This window comes from Mycobacterium paraffinicum, from assembly GCF_001907675.1.
In the GTDB taxonomy this organism is placed as follows: domain Bacteria; phylum Actinomycetota; class Actinomycetes; order Mycobacteriales; family Mycobacteriaceae; genus Mycobacterium; species Mycobacterium paraffinicum_A.
In genome coordinates, this window is record NZ_MPNT01000010.1 from 172,721 (window position 1) to 188,873 (window position 16,153).

Below are 16,153 nucleotides of genomic sequence, written 5' to 3' on the forward strand. Positions count from 1 at the left end.
ATGAGCCAGCAAGTATCAACCCTTTACTGTTCGGCGAGCAATAGTCGCCCACTCGGCATCTGAAGCAAACGAAAGCTCACGCCATTCGATTCGGAGAAATTCCGTAGCTGGCTGTCGGACGTAGCGAAGCGGCTCGATGATCGCGTAATGATTTGATTGGGAATGTTCCAACTCCTCTTCCGACACTCCAGTGCTGCCGCATCCGGAGATTATTAGAGGCCTCGGCGCATCACTTTCGTCGAAGCGATCAAGAACGAGAGACTCTCTGAGTTGTGGCTTATGTTTGTGTCCGTGCATAACCAAAGAGAAACCGAGCTTCTCGAGGCGTTTTTCGACTAGTCCAGCATCGCGAACAGTGGACATGTCAAGAAACACGTCACCAGCAGTCCTTGCCGCCAAAGATTCTGGATAAGGAAGCAGGTGGTGATGCATTATTGCGAAATGCACTCCGGTGGAACCGCGCAATAGTCTTGCAATATTGTCTAGCTGAGCCTTCCCTACAAACCCGTAGTGATTTTGATCATCCTCAAAGACGCATGAATTAAGGCCAACAAATGTGACGTCACCGTGCCTGGCGAATAAAACGATCTGGTTCGCTTTCGGCCGCTCCTCGTTTATCTGGAAATTCCATTTAATTAGCGGAAACCTTTCACGAAATAACTGTTCGCCATAGAATCTGTGGGCAAAAACCAGGTAATCATCAAACCGATGAGCCAAATTCTGCTTGGCGGCCGCCCAATTGACGTCGTGATTACCGGGCACAAGTAATACTTGGTCTCGCCCTACTCCAACCTTCTCACAGATTTCGGAAAGGAAAGCATTGACGAGGTGAAACTCGTTTTCTGTTGCTGTATAGGTCAGATCACCTGAGATTACAAGGACAACGTCGCCGGGAGAGCAATTGGTGCGACGTATAGCCCGACTTATCTCGTCTATCATCTCTAGACTCAGCCGCCGCGAGTTCTCGCTGTCTACGAACCTGTGCATATCTATGGGTTTCGAGTCTTTGCCCAACTTCGAGCCGAAATGTACATCTGAAAGATGAAATATCAACTTCGGCCCGCTAGGGCCCGCAGCAACTCCGCGGCGTGTATCGCTTAGTCCGGGCGCCGCGATGTTTGCTAGCACACTAGGATCACCCGCGGCGTCAAGCAATACTTTTCCAAGTCTACCAGCTAAATCTGGATTTATGCCAGCTTCGCCAAGTAATAATATCTGTTCTGCCGTCGACTCGAGCTCGACCCGACCCGCTCCATTGCCAACGGCGCGCCCGGCGTGCTCATAAGCTGCATCCTCATATCCCAACGCAACCGAAGCTTCCGCAAGAACAAGCTCCGCCCAGAAATCACCAACGAATAATGGATTGTTAGTGATTGAGTCGTATAGCTCCTTATAGATATCAAAGCCGCTCTTGGCGTCGTCAACCATGTCAGCGATCAGCAAAGTGCCGGCAAAAGCAACGCGGAGGTACAAACTATCAGGAGACAAAACAAGTCCCCGCCGATAATAATTCAGCGCCTCACGGTAGTTTTGCTCCCTTTTGTAGAGACCACCTAACATGCCAAGCGCCTCTGGATCATTCGGATTCAAAGTCAAAGCATTGCCAAGTTCATCCTTTGCGCCGCTATAGTCTCCGGCTTTTCGAAGATAAAATCCGCGCTGGCGGTGCACCTCATAGTCTTCCTCCGCCTGGGGATAACCGGCTTGGAGTACAAGCGCCGCCGACACGAAGTCGCCGACCTTCGCGAGCTTAAACGAAAGCTTTAAGAGGCCAGATGTGGGTAAAGTTGGGAAATTCTTCGCCCAATGCCACACTGCCACGAGCTGCTCTACGCTGCTTGCTCGCTCAATCTTATGATTGAATTCCTGTTCGAATGTTGCTTGATCAGTAGCAGGATTGAGTGATAGGCCCATCGACTCTAGAGACTGACGTACGCGACTGACGGGTTCCGGGAGGTCGGTCGAAAGAGCTCCCGTAAATGACCGTTGGAAGAGTTTGTCGCTATGAAACTGCCGGTCATAGAAGAGTACCCGCTGAGTTGCAATATCAAAGGGCAGAGTGGTTCCCTTGATTGCCACAAGTATCGTCCGACCTGAAGATATCGCCTGCCGAATCCCCAGCTCGTAGTAGACATTTCCATTAGGGCTGCTGACGTCCGCTACCACGACATCTGAATTCATCAAGTATTTGAACGCTTGGTCGGTTATTTCACCCGTCTCAACGACCTCATCGACTCGTGACACTGCGTATCCTGCATCAGCGGCCAACGGGCGGAGCACCTCACGATAAAAACTATCAAAATCATGCGGTTCGCCGGTTTCCAGTGGCCGGACACCGAATGGCATGATGACAAAGAGGGACTTTGATCTCATGAGTCGAGCGTAGACCAGTTGACATGAATGGCCCGGCAGATTTCCAAACGTAGTTCGAGACGCATACGGCCGGCGGCCGACGGCTGATGCCGACGGCTTCACGGGGTTGTGCACCCTTCCCCCTTTCGTCGCCACCCTTTCGTGGATGTTTAACGTCTGCCCGAACAACGAACAATTTCCAGACTGGCGGGTTACTGCCGCACGACGCTCGAAGAGGCGCAGTACGCCAAGCGCAAGCGGTCCCTGGATAAGCTCAACCTCGAGCCCGGCATGACGCTGCTAGACATCGGCCGCGGATGGGGTTCGACGATGCGGCACGCGGTGACCGAATACGACGACCGTCATCGGCCTGACGCTGAGCGAGAACCAATACGCACACGACGTGGAGAAGTTCAAAGAGATCGACGGTCCCCGCCGCATGGAGGTGCGGGTCCAGGACTGGGAGGAATTCCCCGACGAACCGATCGACCGGATTGTGTCGCTGGGCGCGTTCGAGCACTTCGCCGACGGAGCGGGCGATGCCGGATACGAGCGCTACGCCGTGTTCTTCAAGAAGTTCTACGACCTGCTGCCCGACGGCAGGATGCTGCTGTACAGATCGTCGTGACCACCACCGACGAGGTCCACGCGCTCGGTCTGAAGACGACGATGACCCTGCTGCGGTTCACAGCTTCATCCTCAAGGAGATCTTCCAGCGTGTGGGCGGACGCTCCTCGGGCGCACAAGGACGAGGCGATCGCGTTGAAGGGGCAGCAGACCTACAGCATCTACCTGCATTACCTACGGGGGTGCTCGGACCTGTTCCGCGACGGCACATCAACGCTTGTCAGTTCACAATGGTCAAGTAATCGCCTGCTCGCGGTCACGATCCACCGAAGCCGAAACGTCAAGCATCAACCGACGTCATACAGCTCAAATGGTCCCCCGGCACGACTCGAACGTGCGACCTAGTATTAGAAGGCGTTTGCGGGCATGCATGTCTAGCAACGCCTTAACCGGGCAGTAGCGCCAGCCGATCGCCTAACCCGCCACGTAAAGCCCTGCGCAGCTAGGACGGAGATTGGCCGCCAACGCCTAGCTTTGCGAGTAATCCGCAAACCCGCAGTTGGGGCGTAGGTTCCAGCAAACTTGACGGCTGTGTTGACAGGGCGCTGACAAGCCGGTTTGCTCGCCAACTTCCCGCCGAAACAGGCTGACGGCTTTTCCCGGAAAACGGGCAGACTCACCCGTTAGGCTGGCTGTAATCGGGGGCGATCCGTTGAGTAGTGCAGCTGAAGTTCTTGGAGAAGACGCATGGACGTAGCGGACGGCATATTCACCATAAACGCTGCAGGTCACTACAACGCCGCCTCTCTCGACGCCTGGGCGGCGATTGAGTGTCCAAACTGCACCGCGCCGATGACACTTGTGGTCGCTAAGCGGATACCACCAACCGGGCAGACCGCAAGGGTGTCCCACACCTGGCTGTGGTGCGTGAAATGCGCCAGAGGCGCAGTTCTCAACGGAGTAACAATATCGCCGGGCAAGCGGGAATACCCCACACCCGACGGCACGCCTGAGACGGAAACGCAGTTGTGGGAGGAAGTTCGCAGCTGCTTGTCGATCAACGCCTACAACGCAGTAGCGATGTTATGCCGAAAACTATTGCTACACTTGGTTTATACCCACGCAAGAAGTCAGAATCCAAAGGCCGCGCCTCGTAAGATTAGTTTTGCGGAGGCGGTGCAGTATCTACTAGACAAGGGCGTGATTACTGCGGCGAACGAGCCGCTTGCGGTCGAGATCAAAAACATTGGCAACCGAGCAAACCACGAGCTTCCCGACGTCACAGAAGAAGAAGCTCGAAAGATCTTGCTGTTTATGCACTACCTATTCGTGAGCGTGTACGAGATACCCACCAGGGCCAGTATCCCAACGGTATTCGTTGGAGAGGCCGCTGAACCCTATGAGGGAGACTTAGAGCCAGATGTCGGCGACCAGCAGTCCGAGGGATGAAAGTGAGCGACGGATTGCTACTGGCCGATAGTTTCCTACAGCGCAACTCGTGGATGCCGGGTGTTGTGGCCGCCGTGGTCCTGTTCCTCATTGGAACCGGCATCACGCTGTACTTGCGTCAGCGAGATAGGGACTCTAAGCACCTGGACTACGCGTCACTTCAGACTTGCCTATCGTAGTTAACCGGCCCGAGGATACTGACCTCAGAGTCACATATTCCGATGAAGACGTAGACAACCCTCGGATCGTCAGGGTCCGTTTTGCCAACACCCGTAAGCAGGTCATTAAGGGTGACGAGTACCTAGAGGCCTACAAAATCCATGTAAGTAAGGTCAAGTTGCTAGACGCTACAATTATCGAGGGGACTGCCAAAAACCTAGTACCTGTGCTGGTAGTCGACTCGAAATCCGATGATCAGACAGTTGAGTTCGCCATAAACACGCTTAACGCCGGGGATGCTTTCACCGCACAACTGGTTGTGGACGGCGAAAACCCCACGGAGATACGGGTTTCCGGTCGGATCGAAGGCCAAACCAGATCGCCTCAGGCATATCAGGAACGCGAGCCATTGAGCACAAGACAGAAACGGCGTGGTGCCGCATTCCTCTTTTTGGGCATAGTTTGGGCAATTGCTGCGCTCTACCTTGCCAGGAGGCATGGTCACGACCCGTTCGCGATAATGTCGGGTGGCTTCGCAGGTTTGAGCGGCCTGACTTTTGGGTTTGCCGCTGTTAACTTGCGCAGATCTCCGCAGTCGTAGATTTCCCTTATACCGGGCCTTTCGTGCCAGTGGCACTACGTTGTTCGCCTGCGGGGGCGGGCTAGGGACCGGACGCGCTAGCGGCGCAGCTTTGGCGGTCTCTTCGCTAGGGATAACCGTGGCGTAGATGTCTCGCGTTGTCAAAACTTTTGAATGACCCAACCAACGACTTACGTCGCGATAGTGATCGCCGGAAGGGTGGTAACGGCGAAGGTGTGCCGTAGATCGTGCCAACGGCTGTGCGGAAGGTTTAGTGCGGCTAAGGCGGGTTTGACACCAGTTGGTCGCCTACCCAGAACCGCAGCAGCTCGCCGTCGATGTGGACATCGCAGCGTTGGCCGGCGTACTAGCGGCCCGATGCTGACCTGCTGCCAGGACACGTACACCACCCCATTGGTGGTGACGCGACGGCTGACCCAGTCATCACCGCTACGGTCGGGTTGGTCACTAATCGGTTCGGCGAGGGCGCAGCGGGGGCGCCGGCACGGAAGCGCTGGGCGGGTGTGGCCATCTTCAATGCTGGTGCGGTCGGTTGGTGTTGTAATCGTCGACCCACTCATCCACGGCCTGCTGGGCCGTCTTCAGATTGGTGAAAGGCATTCGGTTGCTGAGGAATTCAGCCCGCAGGCTGCGATGGAACCGCTCGATCTTTCCGGTTGTGGTCGGGCTTCTGGGGTGGGTCAACAGGTGCTCGATACCGTGTTCTCGGCAGATCGCCTCGAAGAGCACCTCAGTCGGCGGGTGGTTGAACCGGCCGGTGAACACCTTGCCGTTATCAGTCAGGATCTGCTCGGGCACCCCATAAGTGGCCAAGGCGCCACGCAGCCACTCGCAGACCGCCCGGGTGCGCTCACGAGCCATCAACCGCGCACAGACACACATCCGCGAGTGATCGTCGATGCCGGTTAACGCCTTGGCGCTGGTGCCATCGGCCAAGGGGGACCCACCGACGACATCCATCTGCCACAACTCCATCGGCGCACCGCGTTTCCCACCGCTTCCACTTCCGCGAGCGCCGATCCCGCGCCGCCGGGTCAATCATCGCGGCCCGCACCAACGCCCGATACACCGCCGAAGACGACGGTATCGGCGACACCTGCCGCTTGGCGAGTTCGAAAACCAACCGACGCCGCCCCCAATACGGCCGCGATCGCCGCAACTCCTGCAGCATTCGCTTCCACCTGCGCCGACATCTGATGCGGACAACTCACCTGCCGATGCGACCGGTCCATCAACCCCTCCAAGCCCGCAGCTTCGTAGCGGGCTAACCACGAGTGCAGCGTCTGACGCGACCCCCCAACCTTCTCGGCGACCTGCGATATCGACAGACCGTCACTGATCACTGCCAACACGGCCTGATACCGCTGCTCGGCCACGCTCAACTCCCTCATCCAGGGAGTGTCAAGGATCAGCCGAAACAACTGTCACGCATCAACCGAAACACTGTCGCGCCTCACCCGAAGGCGCAATGTCACGCATCAGCCGACGTCATACACCATTTGGGTGCCCCCGGCACGACTCGAACGTGCGACCTAGGGATTAGAAGGCCCTTGCTCTATCCACCTGAGCTACGGAGGCAATGTGCAGGTCAGTCTATTCCAACGGCGTGTCGCGACACGACTCGCCGCCGCGGCGCGCGCGAAAAGCGTTCCGGCGCCGAATGTATCGGCTAGGGTTGGGACCCTCGACACACGTACAACACCGGCCGGTCATCGGCCGTTAACCGCAACGGGGCGTGTGCATAACGTCGAGGGGTGGCGTTTTATGAGCGTGACCACGCACTTGACTTCACGGTGCTCGTGGGCCAGTGGCCAGGCCTCACGCCTGGCGGCCGACGCGATGGACGCGTATCGGGCCGGCACGCTGTTGCTGCGAGGCTCGCCGTTCGCGCTGGGGTGCCTCGCCGGCTGGCTGTCCACCGAGTTTCCCCCGCACGTCCTGACCGGCCACGCGTTGTCGCGCGTCTCGCACCCGTCCATCGGCCGCGTCGGCGCCGCGTGGGCGGCGCAGCGGGCGGATCGGGCCCTCACCTCCGCGCTCGAGGAGTCCTTCGGAGCGGACTTCCGCGAGCACGTGTCCCACCCGGGCACCACCGCGCCTGTCTGCGCCCCGCGCGGCGGCGTGTTGGGCCGGCCGGGACCCCATCGCCGCTACGCGGCGCAGACCTCCAACATCTCCTACGGCCCGGGCGGTCGCGACAACCTGCTCGACGTCTGGCGGCGCCATGACCTCGCACCGGGGCGTCGGGCGCCGGTGCTGATCCAGGTTCCAGGCGGGGCGTGGACCGTCGGCGACAAACGGGTGCAGGCCTACACGTTGATGAGCCGCATGGCCGAACTCGGCTGGATCTGCGTCTCGATCAACTACTGCAAAAGCCCGCGTTCCACCTTCCCCGCGCACCTCATCGACGTGAAAAGGGCGATCGCGTGGGTCCGCCAGAACATCGCCGACTATGGCGGTGATCCCGACTTCATCGCGATCACCGGCGGGTCGGCGGGTGGACACCTGGCCTCCCTGGCGGCGCTCACCCCGAACGACCCGGCGTTTCAGCCCGGATTCGAGCACGCCGACACCAACGTTCATGCGGTCGTGCCCTACTACGGCGTCTACGACTTCACCGACTTCGACAACATGCACCCGTTGATGTTGCCGTTCCTGGAGCAGTTCGTGCTCAAGGCCCGCTATGGCGACCAGCCCGAGCGCTTCGAGGCGGCGTCACCGGTGTCCCACGTGCACAGCGAAGCGCCGCCGTTCTTCGTCCTGCACGGCGAGAAGGACGAAGTGGTTCCCAGCGGCCAGGCCCGGGCCTTCTGCGCGGCGCTGCGCGCGGCCGGCGCCGCGACGGTCGCCCACGCCGAGCTCGCGAACGCGCACCACGCGTTCGACATCCTTTCCACGGTTCGATCGCGGCTGGCCGCCGACGCCGTCGCCGATTTCCTGGGCGTCATCTACGGCCGGCGCGTCAGCTCGCTGCCGGACACGGTGCCGCTGACCGCCACGTCGGCCAGCTGAGCCGCTACCGCCTCACGGCCCGACCGCTCCTTTCACCAGCGCGGCAACCCGACTAGCGTTGTGGTGGCAATGGGGTGGGTGGGGCCTAGGCAGGAGGCTTGATCGACGGTGACAAGGTTGGCGCGTCGGGCGGATGGCGATGACTGAGTCCGAGGTCGTGAAGTTGTCCGACCAGCTGGGACCGGTCGACTATCTGATGCATCGCGGCGAAGCGAATCCCCGGACCCGGTCGGGGATCATGGCGCTGGAGCTCCTCGACACCACGCCGGACTGGGACAAGTTTCTGACGCGGTTCGAAAACGCCTCCCGACGGGTGTTGCGGCTGCGGCAGAAGGTGGTCGTGCCGACGCTGCCGACGGCGTCACCGCGCTGGGTGGTGGACCCAGATTTCAACCTGGAATTCCATGTGCGCCGGATGCGGGTGGCCGAACCCGGCACGCTGCGCGACGTGTTCAACCTCGCCGAGGTGATCCTGCAGTCGCCGATGGACATCTCCCGGCCGCTGTGGACGGCCACGTTGGTCGAAGGGCTGGCCGGCGGGAAGGCCGCGACCCTGCTGCATGTCAGCCACGCCGTGACCGACGGCGTCGGCGGGGTGCAGATGTTCGCGGAAATCTATGACCTCGAACGTGATCCGCCTGCCAAACCGACGCCGCCGCTGCCGATCCCGCAGGACCTCACGTCCAATGACCTGATGCGGCAAGGCATTAACCACCTGCCCACCGCCGTGGTCGGCGGCGTTCTGAGTGTGGTGTCAGGGGCGGTGTCGGCGGCCGGACGGGCGGTTCTCGAGCCGGGTGCCACCGTGTCCGGGATCGTCGGTTACGCCATGTCGGGGATGCGGGTGCTCAACCGGGCCGCCGAGCCGTCGCCGCTGCTGCGCCGCCGCAGCCTGGCCACCCGCACCGAAGCCATCGACATCCCGCTCTCCGACCTGCACCGGGCCGCCAAAGCCGGTGGGGGATCGATCAACGACGCCTACCTCGCCGGGCTGTGCGGCGCCCTGCGCCGCTACCACGAGGCGCTCGGCGTGCCGATCAGCACGCTGCCCATGGCGGTCCCGGTGAACCTGCGGGCCGACGCCGACACGGCCGGCGGCAACCGGTTCACCGGTGTCAACCTGGCCGCGCCCGTCGGCACCGTCGATCCGGTCTCGCGGATGAAAAAGATCCGCGCGCAGATGACGCAGCGCCGCGACGAGCCGGCGATGAACATCATCGGTTCGGTCGCACCACTGCTCAGCGTCCTGCCCACCGCGGTCCTCGAGGGCATCACCGGTTCGGTGATCGGCTCCGACGTGCAGGCCAGCAACGTCCCGGTCTATCCCGGAGACACCTACATCGCCGGTGCAAAGGTGTTGCGGCAGTACGGCATCGGCCCGCTGCCCGGCGTGGCGATGATGGTGGTGCTGATCTCGCGGGGCGGCTGGTGCACCATCACGGTGCGTTACGACAGGGCGTCGGTGCGCAACGAACCGCTGTTCGCCCAATGCCTACTGGAGGGCTTCGACGAAATCCTGGCGCTGGCCGGTGATTCGGCACCCCGCGCGGTGCCCGCCTCGTTCACCGAACCGGCGACCTCGGCACGGACGGCGTCGGGCTCATGAGCGCCGCGAAAGACCAGGGAGTCGACGGCGGCGCGCCGGGGGACATGCGGTTGCCCGGCTCGGTCGCCGAAATCATGGCCAGCCCACCGGGTCCCAAGATCGGGGCGTTCTTCGACCTGGATGGGACGCTGGTGGCCGGGTTCACCGCGGTGATCCTCACCCAGGAACGGCTGCTGCGCCGCGACATGGGTGTCGGCGAGCTGCTCGGCATGGTTCAGGCGGGCCTGAGCCACACGCTCGGGCGCATCGAATTCGAGGACCTCATCGGCAAGGCTGCCGCCGCGTTGGCCGGCCGCCTGCTCGACGACCTGGAGGAGATCGGCGAGCGGCTGTTCGTGCAGCGCATCGAGTCGCGGATCTATCCGGAGATGCGCGAGCTGGTGCGCGCGCACGTGGCGCGCGGGCACACCGTGGTGCTCAGCTCGTCGGCGCTGACCATCCAGGTCAACCCGGTGGCGCGCTTCCTCGGGATCTCGAACATGCTCACCAACAAGTTCGAGACCACCGAAGACGGCATCCTCACCGGCGGCGTGCAGAAGCCGATCCTGTGGGGGCCGGGCAAAGCCGCTGCGGTGCAACGGTTCGCGGCCGAGAACGGGATCGACCTGAAGGACAGCTACTTCTACGCCGACGGGGACGAGGACGTCGCCCTGATGTACCTGGTCGGCAACCCGCGCCCGACCAACCCCGAGGGCAAAATGGCCGCGGTGGCCAAGCGCCGCGGCTGGCCGATCCTGCGGTTCAACAGCCGCGGTCCGGTGGGCCTGCGGCGCCAGCTGCGCACCCTGGCCGGATTCGGTTCGATGTTCCCGGTCGCCGCCGGCGCCGTGGGCATCGGCGTGCTGACCCGCAATCGGCGCCGGGGTGTCAACTTCTTCACCTCGACCTTCTCCCAGCTATCGCTGGCGATCGCCGGCGTGCAGCTCAACGTCATCGGCCAGGAGAACCTGACCGCACAGCGGCCTGCGGTGTTCATCTTCAATCACCGCAACCAGGTCGACCCCGTCATCGCCGGCGCGCTGGTGCGCGACAACTGGATCGGCGTGGGCAAGAAGGAGCTGCAGAAAGACCCGATCATGGGCACGCTCGGCAGGCTGCTCGACGGCGTGTTCATCGACCGCGATGATCCCGCCGCGGCCGTGGAGACCATGCACGAGGTCGAAGACCGTGCCAGGAGGGGCCTTTCGATCGTCATCGCCCCAGAAGGCACCCGGGTCGACACCACCGAAGTCGGGCCGTTCAAAAAGGGGCCGTTCCGCCTCGCCATGGCGGCCGGGATCCCGATCGTCCCCATCGTGATCCGCAACGCCGAGCTTGTCGCCGCGAGGAACTCCACCGTCATCAATCCCGGCACGGTCGACGTCGCGGTGTTCCCGCCGATCTCGGTGCAGGACTGGACCGTCGAGAACCTACCGGAGCGCATCGCCGAGGTCCGGCAGCTGTATTTGGACACGCTGGCCAACTGGCCGGTCGACGAGCTGCCCGCGGTCGACCTGTACGCGGAGAAGAAGTCGGCGGCCAAGGCCAAGGCCCCGGCGAAAAAGACGGCGGCCAAAGCAGTTTCGAAGGAGCCGGCCAAGAAGGCGCCGGCGAAGAAGGCCGCCTCGAAACCGAAGCCGAAGGCGAATCCCCACGCGTCCCAGGCCGCCCTGAAAGACGGTGAGGCGCAACGGCCCGCCCAGGCGGCCGCCGGTGCCGAGCCGCCCGAGTCCCCGCCCGAAGGGCGGCCGTGACGGAACCGGCCGCGGATACCACCGCGGTGCTCACCGGCCAAGACTCGCTGGTATTGGCGTCCATGGCGTCGCCGGTGGAGAGGCAACTGGTGACGGCCTGGATGGCGCAACAGCGCGCCGACCGGCCGGAGGCGAGATTCGACGTCCTGCAACTGCCGCCGCCCAACGCGCCGGCAGGCGCGCTGGCCGCGCTGATCGAGCAGCTCGAGGCGGCCAACGACGCCAACGACGACCGTGCGGTCGTGCCGGTGCGGGTGTTCTGGTTGCCGCCGCCCAATCGCGGCAGGATCGCGAAGCTGGCCGGCCTCATTCCGGGGCGGGATCCCTACCACCCCAACGAACGTCAGCAACTGCAGATCATTCGGAACGCGCCCCAGCGGGCGCGGGTGGTGGCCGGAGAACCGGCGAAAGTCTCCGAACTGCGCCAGCAGTGGCGCGAGATCACCGTCGGAGAAAACTCGTGCGACTTCGCCCGGTTCGTCATCCGCCGCGCGCTGCTGGCGCTGGAACGCGTCGAGTACCGAATCCTGGGGCCGCAGTACAAGTCTCCGCGGTTGGTGAAGCCGGAGATCTTGGAGTCCAGCCGATTTCGTGCGGGTCTGAAGAAGATCCCCGGCGCGACCGTCGACGAAGCGGGCGAGATGCTCGACGAACTCGCCACCGGCTGGAGCCGGGCGTCGGTCGACCTGGTCGGCGTCCTCGGGAGGGCGCTCAGCCGCGGATTCGACCCGGAGATCGACTACGACGGCTATCAGGTCGCGGCCATGCGCGCCGCCCTGGAGACCCATCCCGCCGTGCTGTTGTTCTCGCACCGCTCCTACATCGACGGCGCGGTGGTGCCCGTCGCGATGCAGGAGAATCGGCTCCCGCCGGTGCACGTGTTCGCCGGCATCAACCTGGCGTTCGGTGTGATGGGTCCGCTGTTGCGCCGCTCCGGCGTCATCTTCATCCGCCGCAACATCGGCGACAACCCGCTCTACAAGTACGTGTTGCGCGAATACGTCGGCTACATCGTCGAGAAGCGGTTCAACCTGAGTTGGTCCATCGAGGGCACGCGTTCGCGCACCGGCAAGATGCTGCCCCCGAAGCTCGGCCTGCTCGCCTACGTCGCCGACGCCTACCTGGACGGGCGCAGCGAGGACATCCTGCTGCAGCCGGTGTCCATCAGCTTCGATCAGCTGCATGAGACCGCCGAGTATGCGGCCTACGCCCGTGGCGGTGAGAAGACGCCCGAAGGGGTGGGCTGGCTGTACAACTTCATCCGCGCGCAGGGGGAACGTAACTACGGCAAGATCTATGTCCGCTTCCCCGAAGCCGTTTCGATGCGCCAGTACCTGGGCCCGACGCACGGCCCGCTGGCACAGGATCAGGACGCCAAACGCCTTGCGCTGCAGAAGATGTCGTTCGAGGTCGCGTGGCGGATATTGCAGGCGACGCCGGTGACGGCCACCGGTCTGGTGTGCGCGCTGCTGTTGACGACCCGCGGCGCGGCGTTGACGCTCGGTCAGCTGCACCACACCTTGCAGGATTCACTCGACTATCTGGAACGCAAGCAAATTCCGATGTCGACGAGTGCGTTGCGGCTGCGCTCGCGGGACGGGGTGCGGGCGGCGGTCGACGCGTTGTCCAACGGGCACCCGATCACCCGCGTCGATGGAGGCCGGGAGCCGGTGTGGCACATCGCCCCCGACGAGCAGCACGCGGCCGCGTTCTACCGCAACTCGCTGATCCACGCGTTCCTCGAGACCTCGATCGTCGAGCTCGCGCTCGCTCATGCGCGGCACGCCGAGGGCGACCGCATGCAGGCCTTCTGGAATCAGGCGATGCGGCTGCGCGACCTGTTGAAGTTCGACTTCTACTTCGCGGACTCGGCGGCGTTCCGGGAAAACATCGCCGAAGAGATGGCCTGGCACGACGATTGGGAAGCCCACGTCACCGCCGGCGGCGACGAGATCGACGCGTTGTTGTTCGCCAAGCGGCCGTTGATGGCGGACGCGATGCTGCGGGTGTTCTTCGAGGCTTACGAGATCGTCGCCGATGTGCTGCGCGACGCGCCGGCCGACGTCGGTCAGAAGGAATTGACGGAGTCGGCGCTCGGCGTCGGTCGCCAATACGTAGCGCAGACGCGGATCCGCAGCAGCGAATCGGTGTCGACGCTGTTGTTCGCCACCGCGTATCAGGTCATCGCCGACCAGGATTTGGTCGCGCCCGCCCCGGATCTCGCCGAACGCCGGAACGCCTTCCGGGAAGAGCTGAGGGGCATCCTGCGGGACTCCGATTACATCGGGCGGATCGCGCGTGACCAGTTCGTCGCCCGCGAGGTCAAGGCGCGTGAGGAGCGCCTGGCTCGGTAGTCCCGGGTCCGCGCCCATACCCTGGCTGTATGACGGTCGAACGGTCTGTGACCACCCACCGCGCGCTGGTGTGGCCGCTACTGATCGGCGTCGCGTCGCTGGCGGGCTGCACGGCGGCCGGTATCGGAGCGCTGTCGCTGGCCGACGCGCTGACCGCTACCGGGCTGCCGGACCCGGGCCCGACGACCACGCTGGGGCTGCCGTTCGTCCGCGCGGCGGGGGAGATCGCCGCCGTGACGGCCGTGGGGTCGTTCCTGTTCGCGGCATTCCTCGTGCCACCGCAACGCAGCGGCGTCCTGGACGCCGACGGGTACCGGGCACTGCGGGTCGGGACGGTGGCGTCGGGGGTGTGGGCGGTGTGCGCGACGCTGCTGGTGCCGCTGACCATCTCCGATGTGTCCGGTCGACCGTTGGTCGCGCTGCTCAACCCGGCGCGGATCTGGTCGGTCGCGGGACTGATCACCACCGCCTCCGCGTGGCGCTGGACCGCGGCGCTGGCCGCGCTGGTGATGCTGGCGAGCCTGTCGGTGCTGCGCTGGTCGTGGACGCCGCTGCTGTTCGCTGGCTCGTCGCTCACCCTGCTGCCGCTGGGGCTGACCGGCCACTCGTCGGCCGGCGGGTCGCACGACCTGGCCACCAACAGCCTGCTGATCCACCTCGTGGCCGCCGGCGTCTGGGCGGGTGGCCTGCTCGCGTTGGCCGCCTATGGGCTGCGCGGCGGGGGACACGTCGCATTGGCGGCCCGGCGGTTCTCCGCGATCGCGCTGTGGTGCTGGGTTGCGATGGCGCTGAGCGGTGTGATGAACGCCGTGGTGCGCGTGCCGCTCGGGGACCTGGTCACCACTGAATACGGGCGCCTGGTGATCGCCAAGTTCCTCGCGCTGTGCGCGCTCGGGATCATCGGCTGGCGCCAGCGGCGCATCGCGGTCGCGCGGCTGCGAACCGAGCCGACCGATCCCGGGGCGCGCCGCGCCTTGCTGCGGCTGGCGCTCGCCGAGGCCGCGGTCTTCGGCCTCACCTTCGGCGTCGCCGTCGGGCTGGGGCGCACCCCGCCACCGCCTCCACCGAGCCGGCTGCCCTCGATTCCCGAAGCCGAGATCGGGTACGACTTCAACGGACCACCCACCGCGGTGCGCATCCTGTTCGACTGGCGGTTCGACCTGATCTTCGGCAGCGCCGCGATCGTCTTCGCCGCGCTCTACGTGGCCGCCGTGGTGCGCCTGCGCCGCCGCGGCGACGCGTGGCCGCCGGGCCGGACCGCCGCCTGGCTCTTGGGCTGCCTGGCGTTGCTGTTCGTCACCTCGTCGGGCGTCGGTCGCTACATGCCGGCGATGTTCAGCGTCCACATGGTCGCCCACATGGGGCTGTCGATGCTGGTGCCGATCCTGCTGGTGCTCGGTGCCCCGGTGAGTCTGGCCCTGCGCGCGTTGCCTGCCGCCGGCCGCGACGACCCGCCCGGGATGCGGGAATGGCTGCTGGCCGCGCTGCACAGCCGCCTATCGCGGTTTCTCACCAACCCCGTGGTCGCCACCGTGCTCTTCGTCGCGGGCTTCTACGGGCTGTACCTGTCGAACCTGTTCGACATCGCCGTGGGCAGTCACGCGGGTCATCTCGCGATGAACGTCCACTTCCTGCTCAGCGGTTACCTCTTCTACTGGATCGTCATCGGCGTCGACCCCACCCCACGACCCATCCCGCCGCTGGCCAAGGTGGGCGTGGTGTTCGCGTCGCTGCCGCTGCACGCGTTCTTCGGGGTGGTGCTGATGGGCACCCGCAAGGTGCTCGGCGCCGACTATTACCGCTCGCTCGGTTTGAGCTGGCACACCGACCTGCTCGGGGACCAGCGGCTGGGCGGCGGCATCGCGTGGGCCGCCGGCGAGCTGCCCCTGGTGATCGTGATGCTGGCGCTGCTGGTGCAGTGGGCCCGCAGCGACGACCGCACCGCGCGGCGCCTGGATCGCGCCGCCGACCGCGACGACGACGCCGAGCTGGGTGCCTACAACGCGATGCTGGCCGAGCTGGCGCGGCGCGACACGCCGGGACATGCGAAGCCGCGGTGACGAGGTGCTTGAGTTGGGAGGCTCGAGCGGCTCATCGTCGGTGCGCGCTTCCTTGGCCTCGACAAGACCCGTCATCGGACACTGCGAACGAATTCGTCTCTCCGCCAACCGGCTTCAGCATCGTCTAGTTGTTGGACGGTGGTGGTTGGGGTTGGAAGGGGTCGTACCACCACCAGTCGGCGCGTTCGCCGAGGGGCCCGGGCCATGGTGGGACGGTGGGCGGGGGGGGGGTGGGGGGGGGTGTGATGGGGGGGTGGCGG

At 63.9% G+C, this 16,153-nt stretch carries 8 protein-coding genes, 1 tRNA gene and 3 pseudogenes; 8 read left to right on the top strand and 4 right to left on the bottom strand.

Annotated elements, in window-relative coordinates; genetic code table 11:
• Nucleotides 1-15 precede the first annotated feature (15 nt).
• Nucleotides 16-2,373: a metallophosphoesterase gene (locus BRW65_RS30935; RefSeq protein ID WP_084187815.1), complete on the bottom strand. Its 2,358-nt coding sequence runs from the start codon at nucleotides 2,371-2,373 to the stop codon at nucleotides 16-18.
• A gap of 204 nt (nucleotides 2,374-2,577) precedes the next feature.
• Here BRW65_RS30935 and BRW65_RS30940 point away from each other — a divergent pair.
• The 3 genes and pseudogenes from BRW65_RS30940 to BRW65_RS31290 form a co-directional block, all read left to right on the top strand.
• Nucleotides 2,578-3,221, top strand: a pseudogene (locus tag BRW65_RS30940) (class I SAM-dependent methyltransferase); the annotation flags it as partial.
• Between the two features lie 445 nt (nucleotides 3,222-3,666).
• Entirely contained in the window at nucleotides 3,667-4,368 is a 702-nt protein-coding gene (locus BRW65_RS30945) for a DUF4145 domain-containing protein (protein ID WP_084187816.1), read from the top strand.
• A 166-nt stretch (nucleotides 4,369-4,534) separates the two neighbouring features.
• Nucleotides 4,535-5,128 (top strand): hypothetical protein, encoded by a 594-nt coding sequence (locus BRW65_RS31290; protein ID WP_139273080.1) that lies wholly within the window; start codon nucleotides 4,535-4,537, stop codon nucleotides 5,126-5,128.
• 259 nt (nucleotides 5,129-5,387) lie between these two features.
• Here BRW65_RS31290 and BRW65_RS13540 read toward each other — a convergent pair.
• Both BRW65_RS13540 and BRW65_RS13545 read right to left on the bottom strand, forming a co-directional pair.
• Nucleotides 5,388-6,519: pseudogene (locus BRW65_RS13540) on the bottom strand (IS481 family transposase).
• Between the two features lie 113 nt (nucleotides 6,520-6,632).
• A tRNA-Arg gene (locus BRW65_RS13545) sits at nucleotides 6,633-6,706 on the bottom strand.
• Between the two features lie 186 nt (nucleotides 6,707-6,892).
• Between BRW65_RS13545 and BRW65_RS13550 the strand changes: the two genes are divergently transcribed.
• From BRW65_RS13550 to BRW65_RS13570, 5 genes are all read left to right on the top strand, one after another.
• Nucleotides 6,893-8,140 (top strand): alpha/beta hydrolase, encoded by a 1,248-nt coding sequence (locus tag BRW65_RS13550; protein ID WP_073875375.1) that lies wholly within the window; start codon nucleotides 6,893-6,895, stop codon nucleotides 8,138-8,140.
• A 139-nt stretch (nucleotides 8,141-8,279) separates the two neighbouring features.
• On the top strand, nucleotides 8,280-9,746 hold the full coding sequence (locus tag BRW65_RS13555) for a WS/DGAT/MGAT family O-acyltransferase (protein ID WP_139273082.1): 1,467 nt from the start codon (nucleotides 8,280-8,282) through the stop codon (nucleotides 9,744-9,746).
• Nucleotides 9,743-11,479 (top strand): HAD-IB family hydrolase/lysophospholipid acyltransferase family protein, encoded by a 1,737-nt coding sequence (locus BRW65_RS13560; protein WP_073875379.1) that lies wholly within the window; start codon nucleotides 9,743-9,745, stop codon nucleotides 11,477-11,479. The genes BRW65_RS13555 and BRW65_RS13560 overlap by 4 nt, the downstream gene beginning before the upstream one ends.
• On the top strand, nucleotides 11,476-13,833 hold the full coding sequence (locus BRW65_RS13565; RefSeq protein ID WP_073875381.1) for a glycerol-3-phosphate 1-O-acyltransferase: 2,358 nt from the start codon (nucleotides 11,476-11,478) through the stop codon (nucleotides 13,831-13,833). The genes BRW65_RS13560 and BRW65_RS13565 overlap by 4 nt, the downstream gene beginning before the upstream one ends.
• 29 nt (nucleotides 13,834-13,862) lie before the next feature.
• Nucleotides 13,863-15,893 (top strand): cytochrome c oxidase assembly protein, encoded by a 2,031-nt coding sequence (locus tag BRW65_RS13570; protein ID WP_073875383.1) that lies wholly within the window; start codon nucleotides 13,863-13,865, stop codon nucleotides 15,891-15,893.
• 124 nt (nucleotides 15,894-16,017) lie between these two features.
• Here BRW65_RS13570 and BRW65_RS32295 read toward each other — a convergent pair.
• Nucleotides 16,018-16,153 (bottom strand): annotated as a pseudogene (locus BRW65_RS32295) (hypothetical protein); the annotation flags it as partial.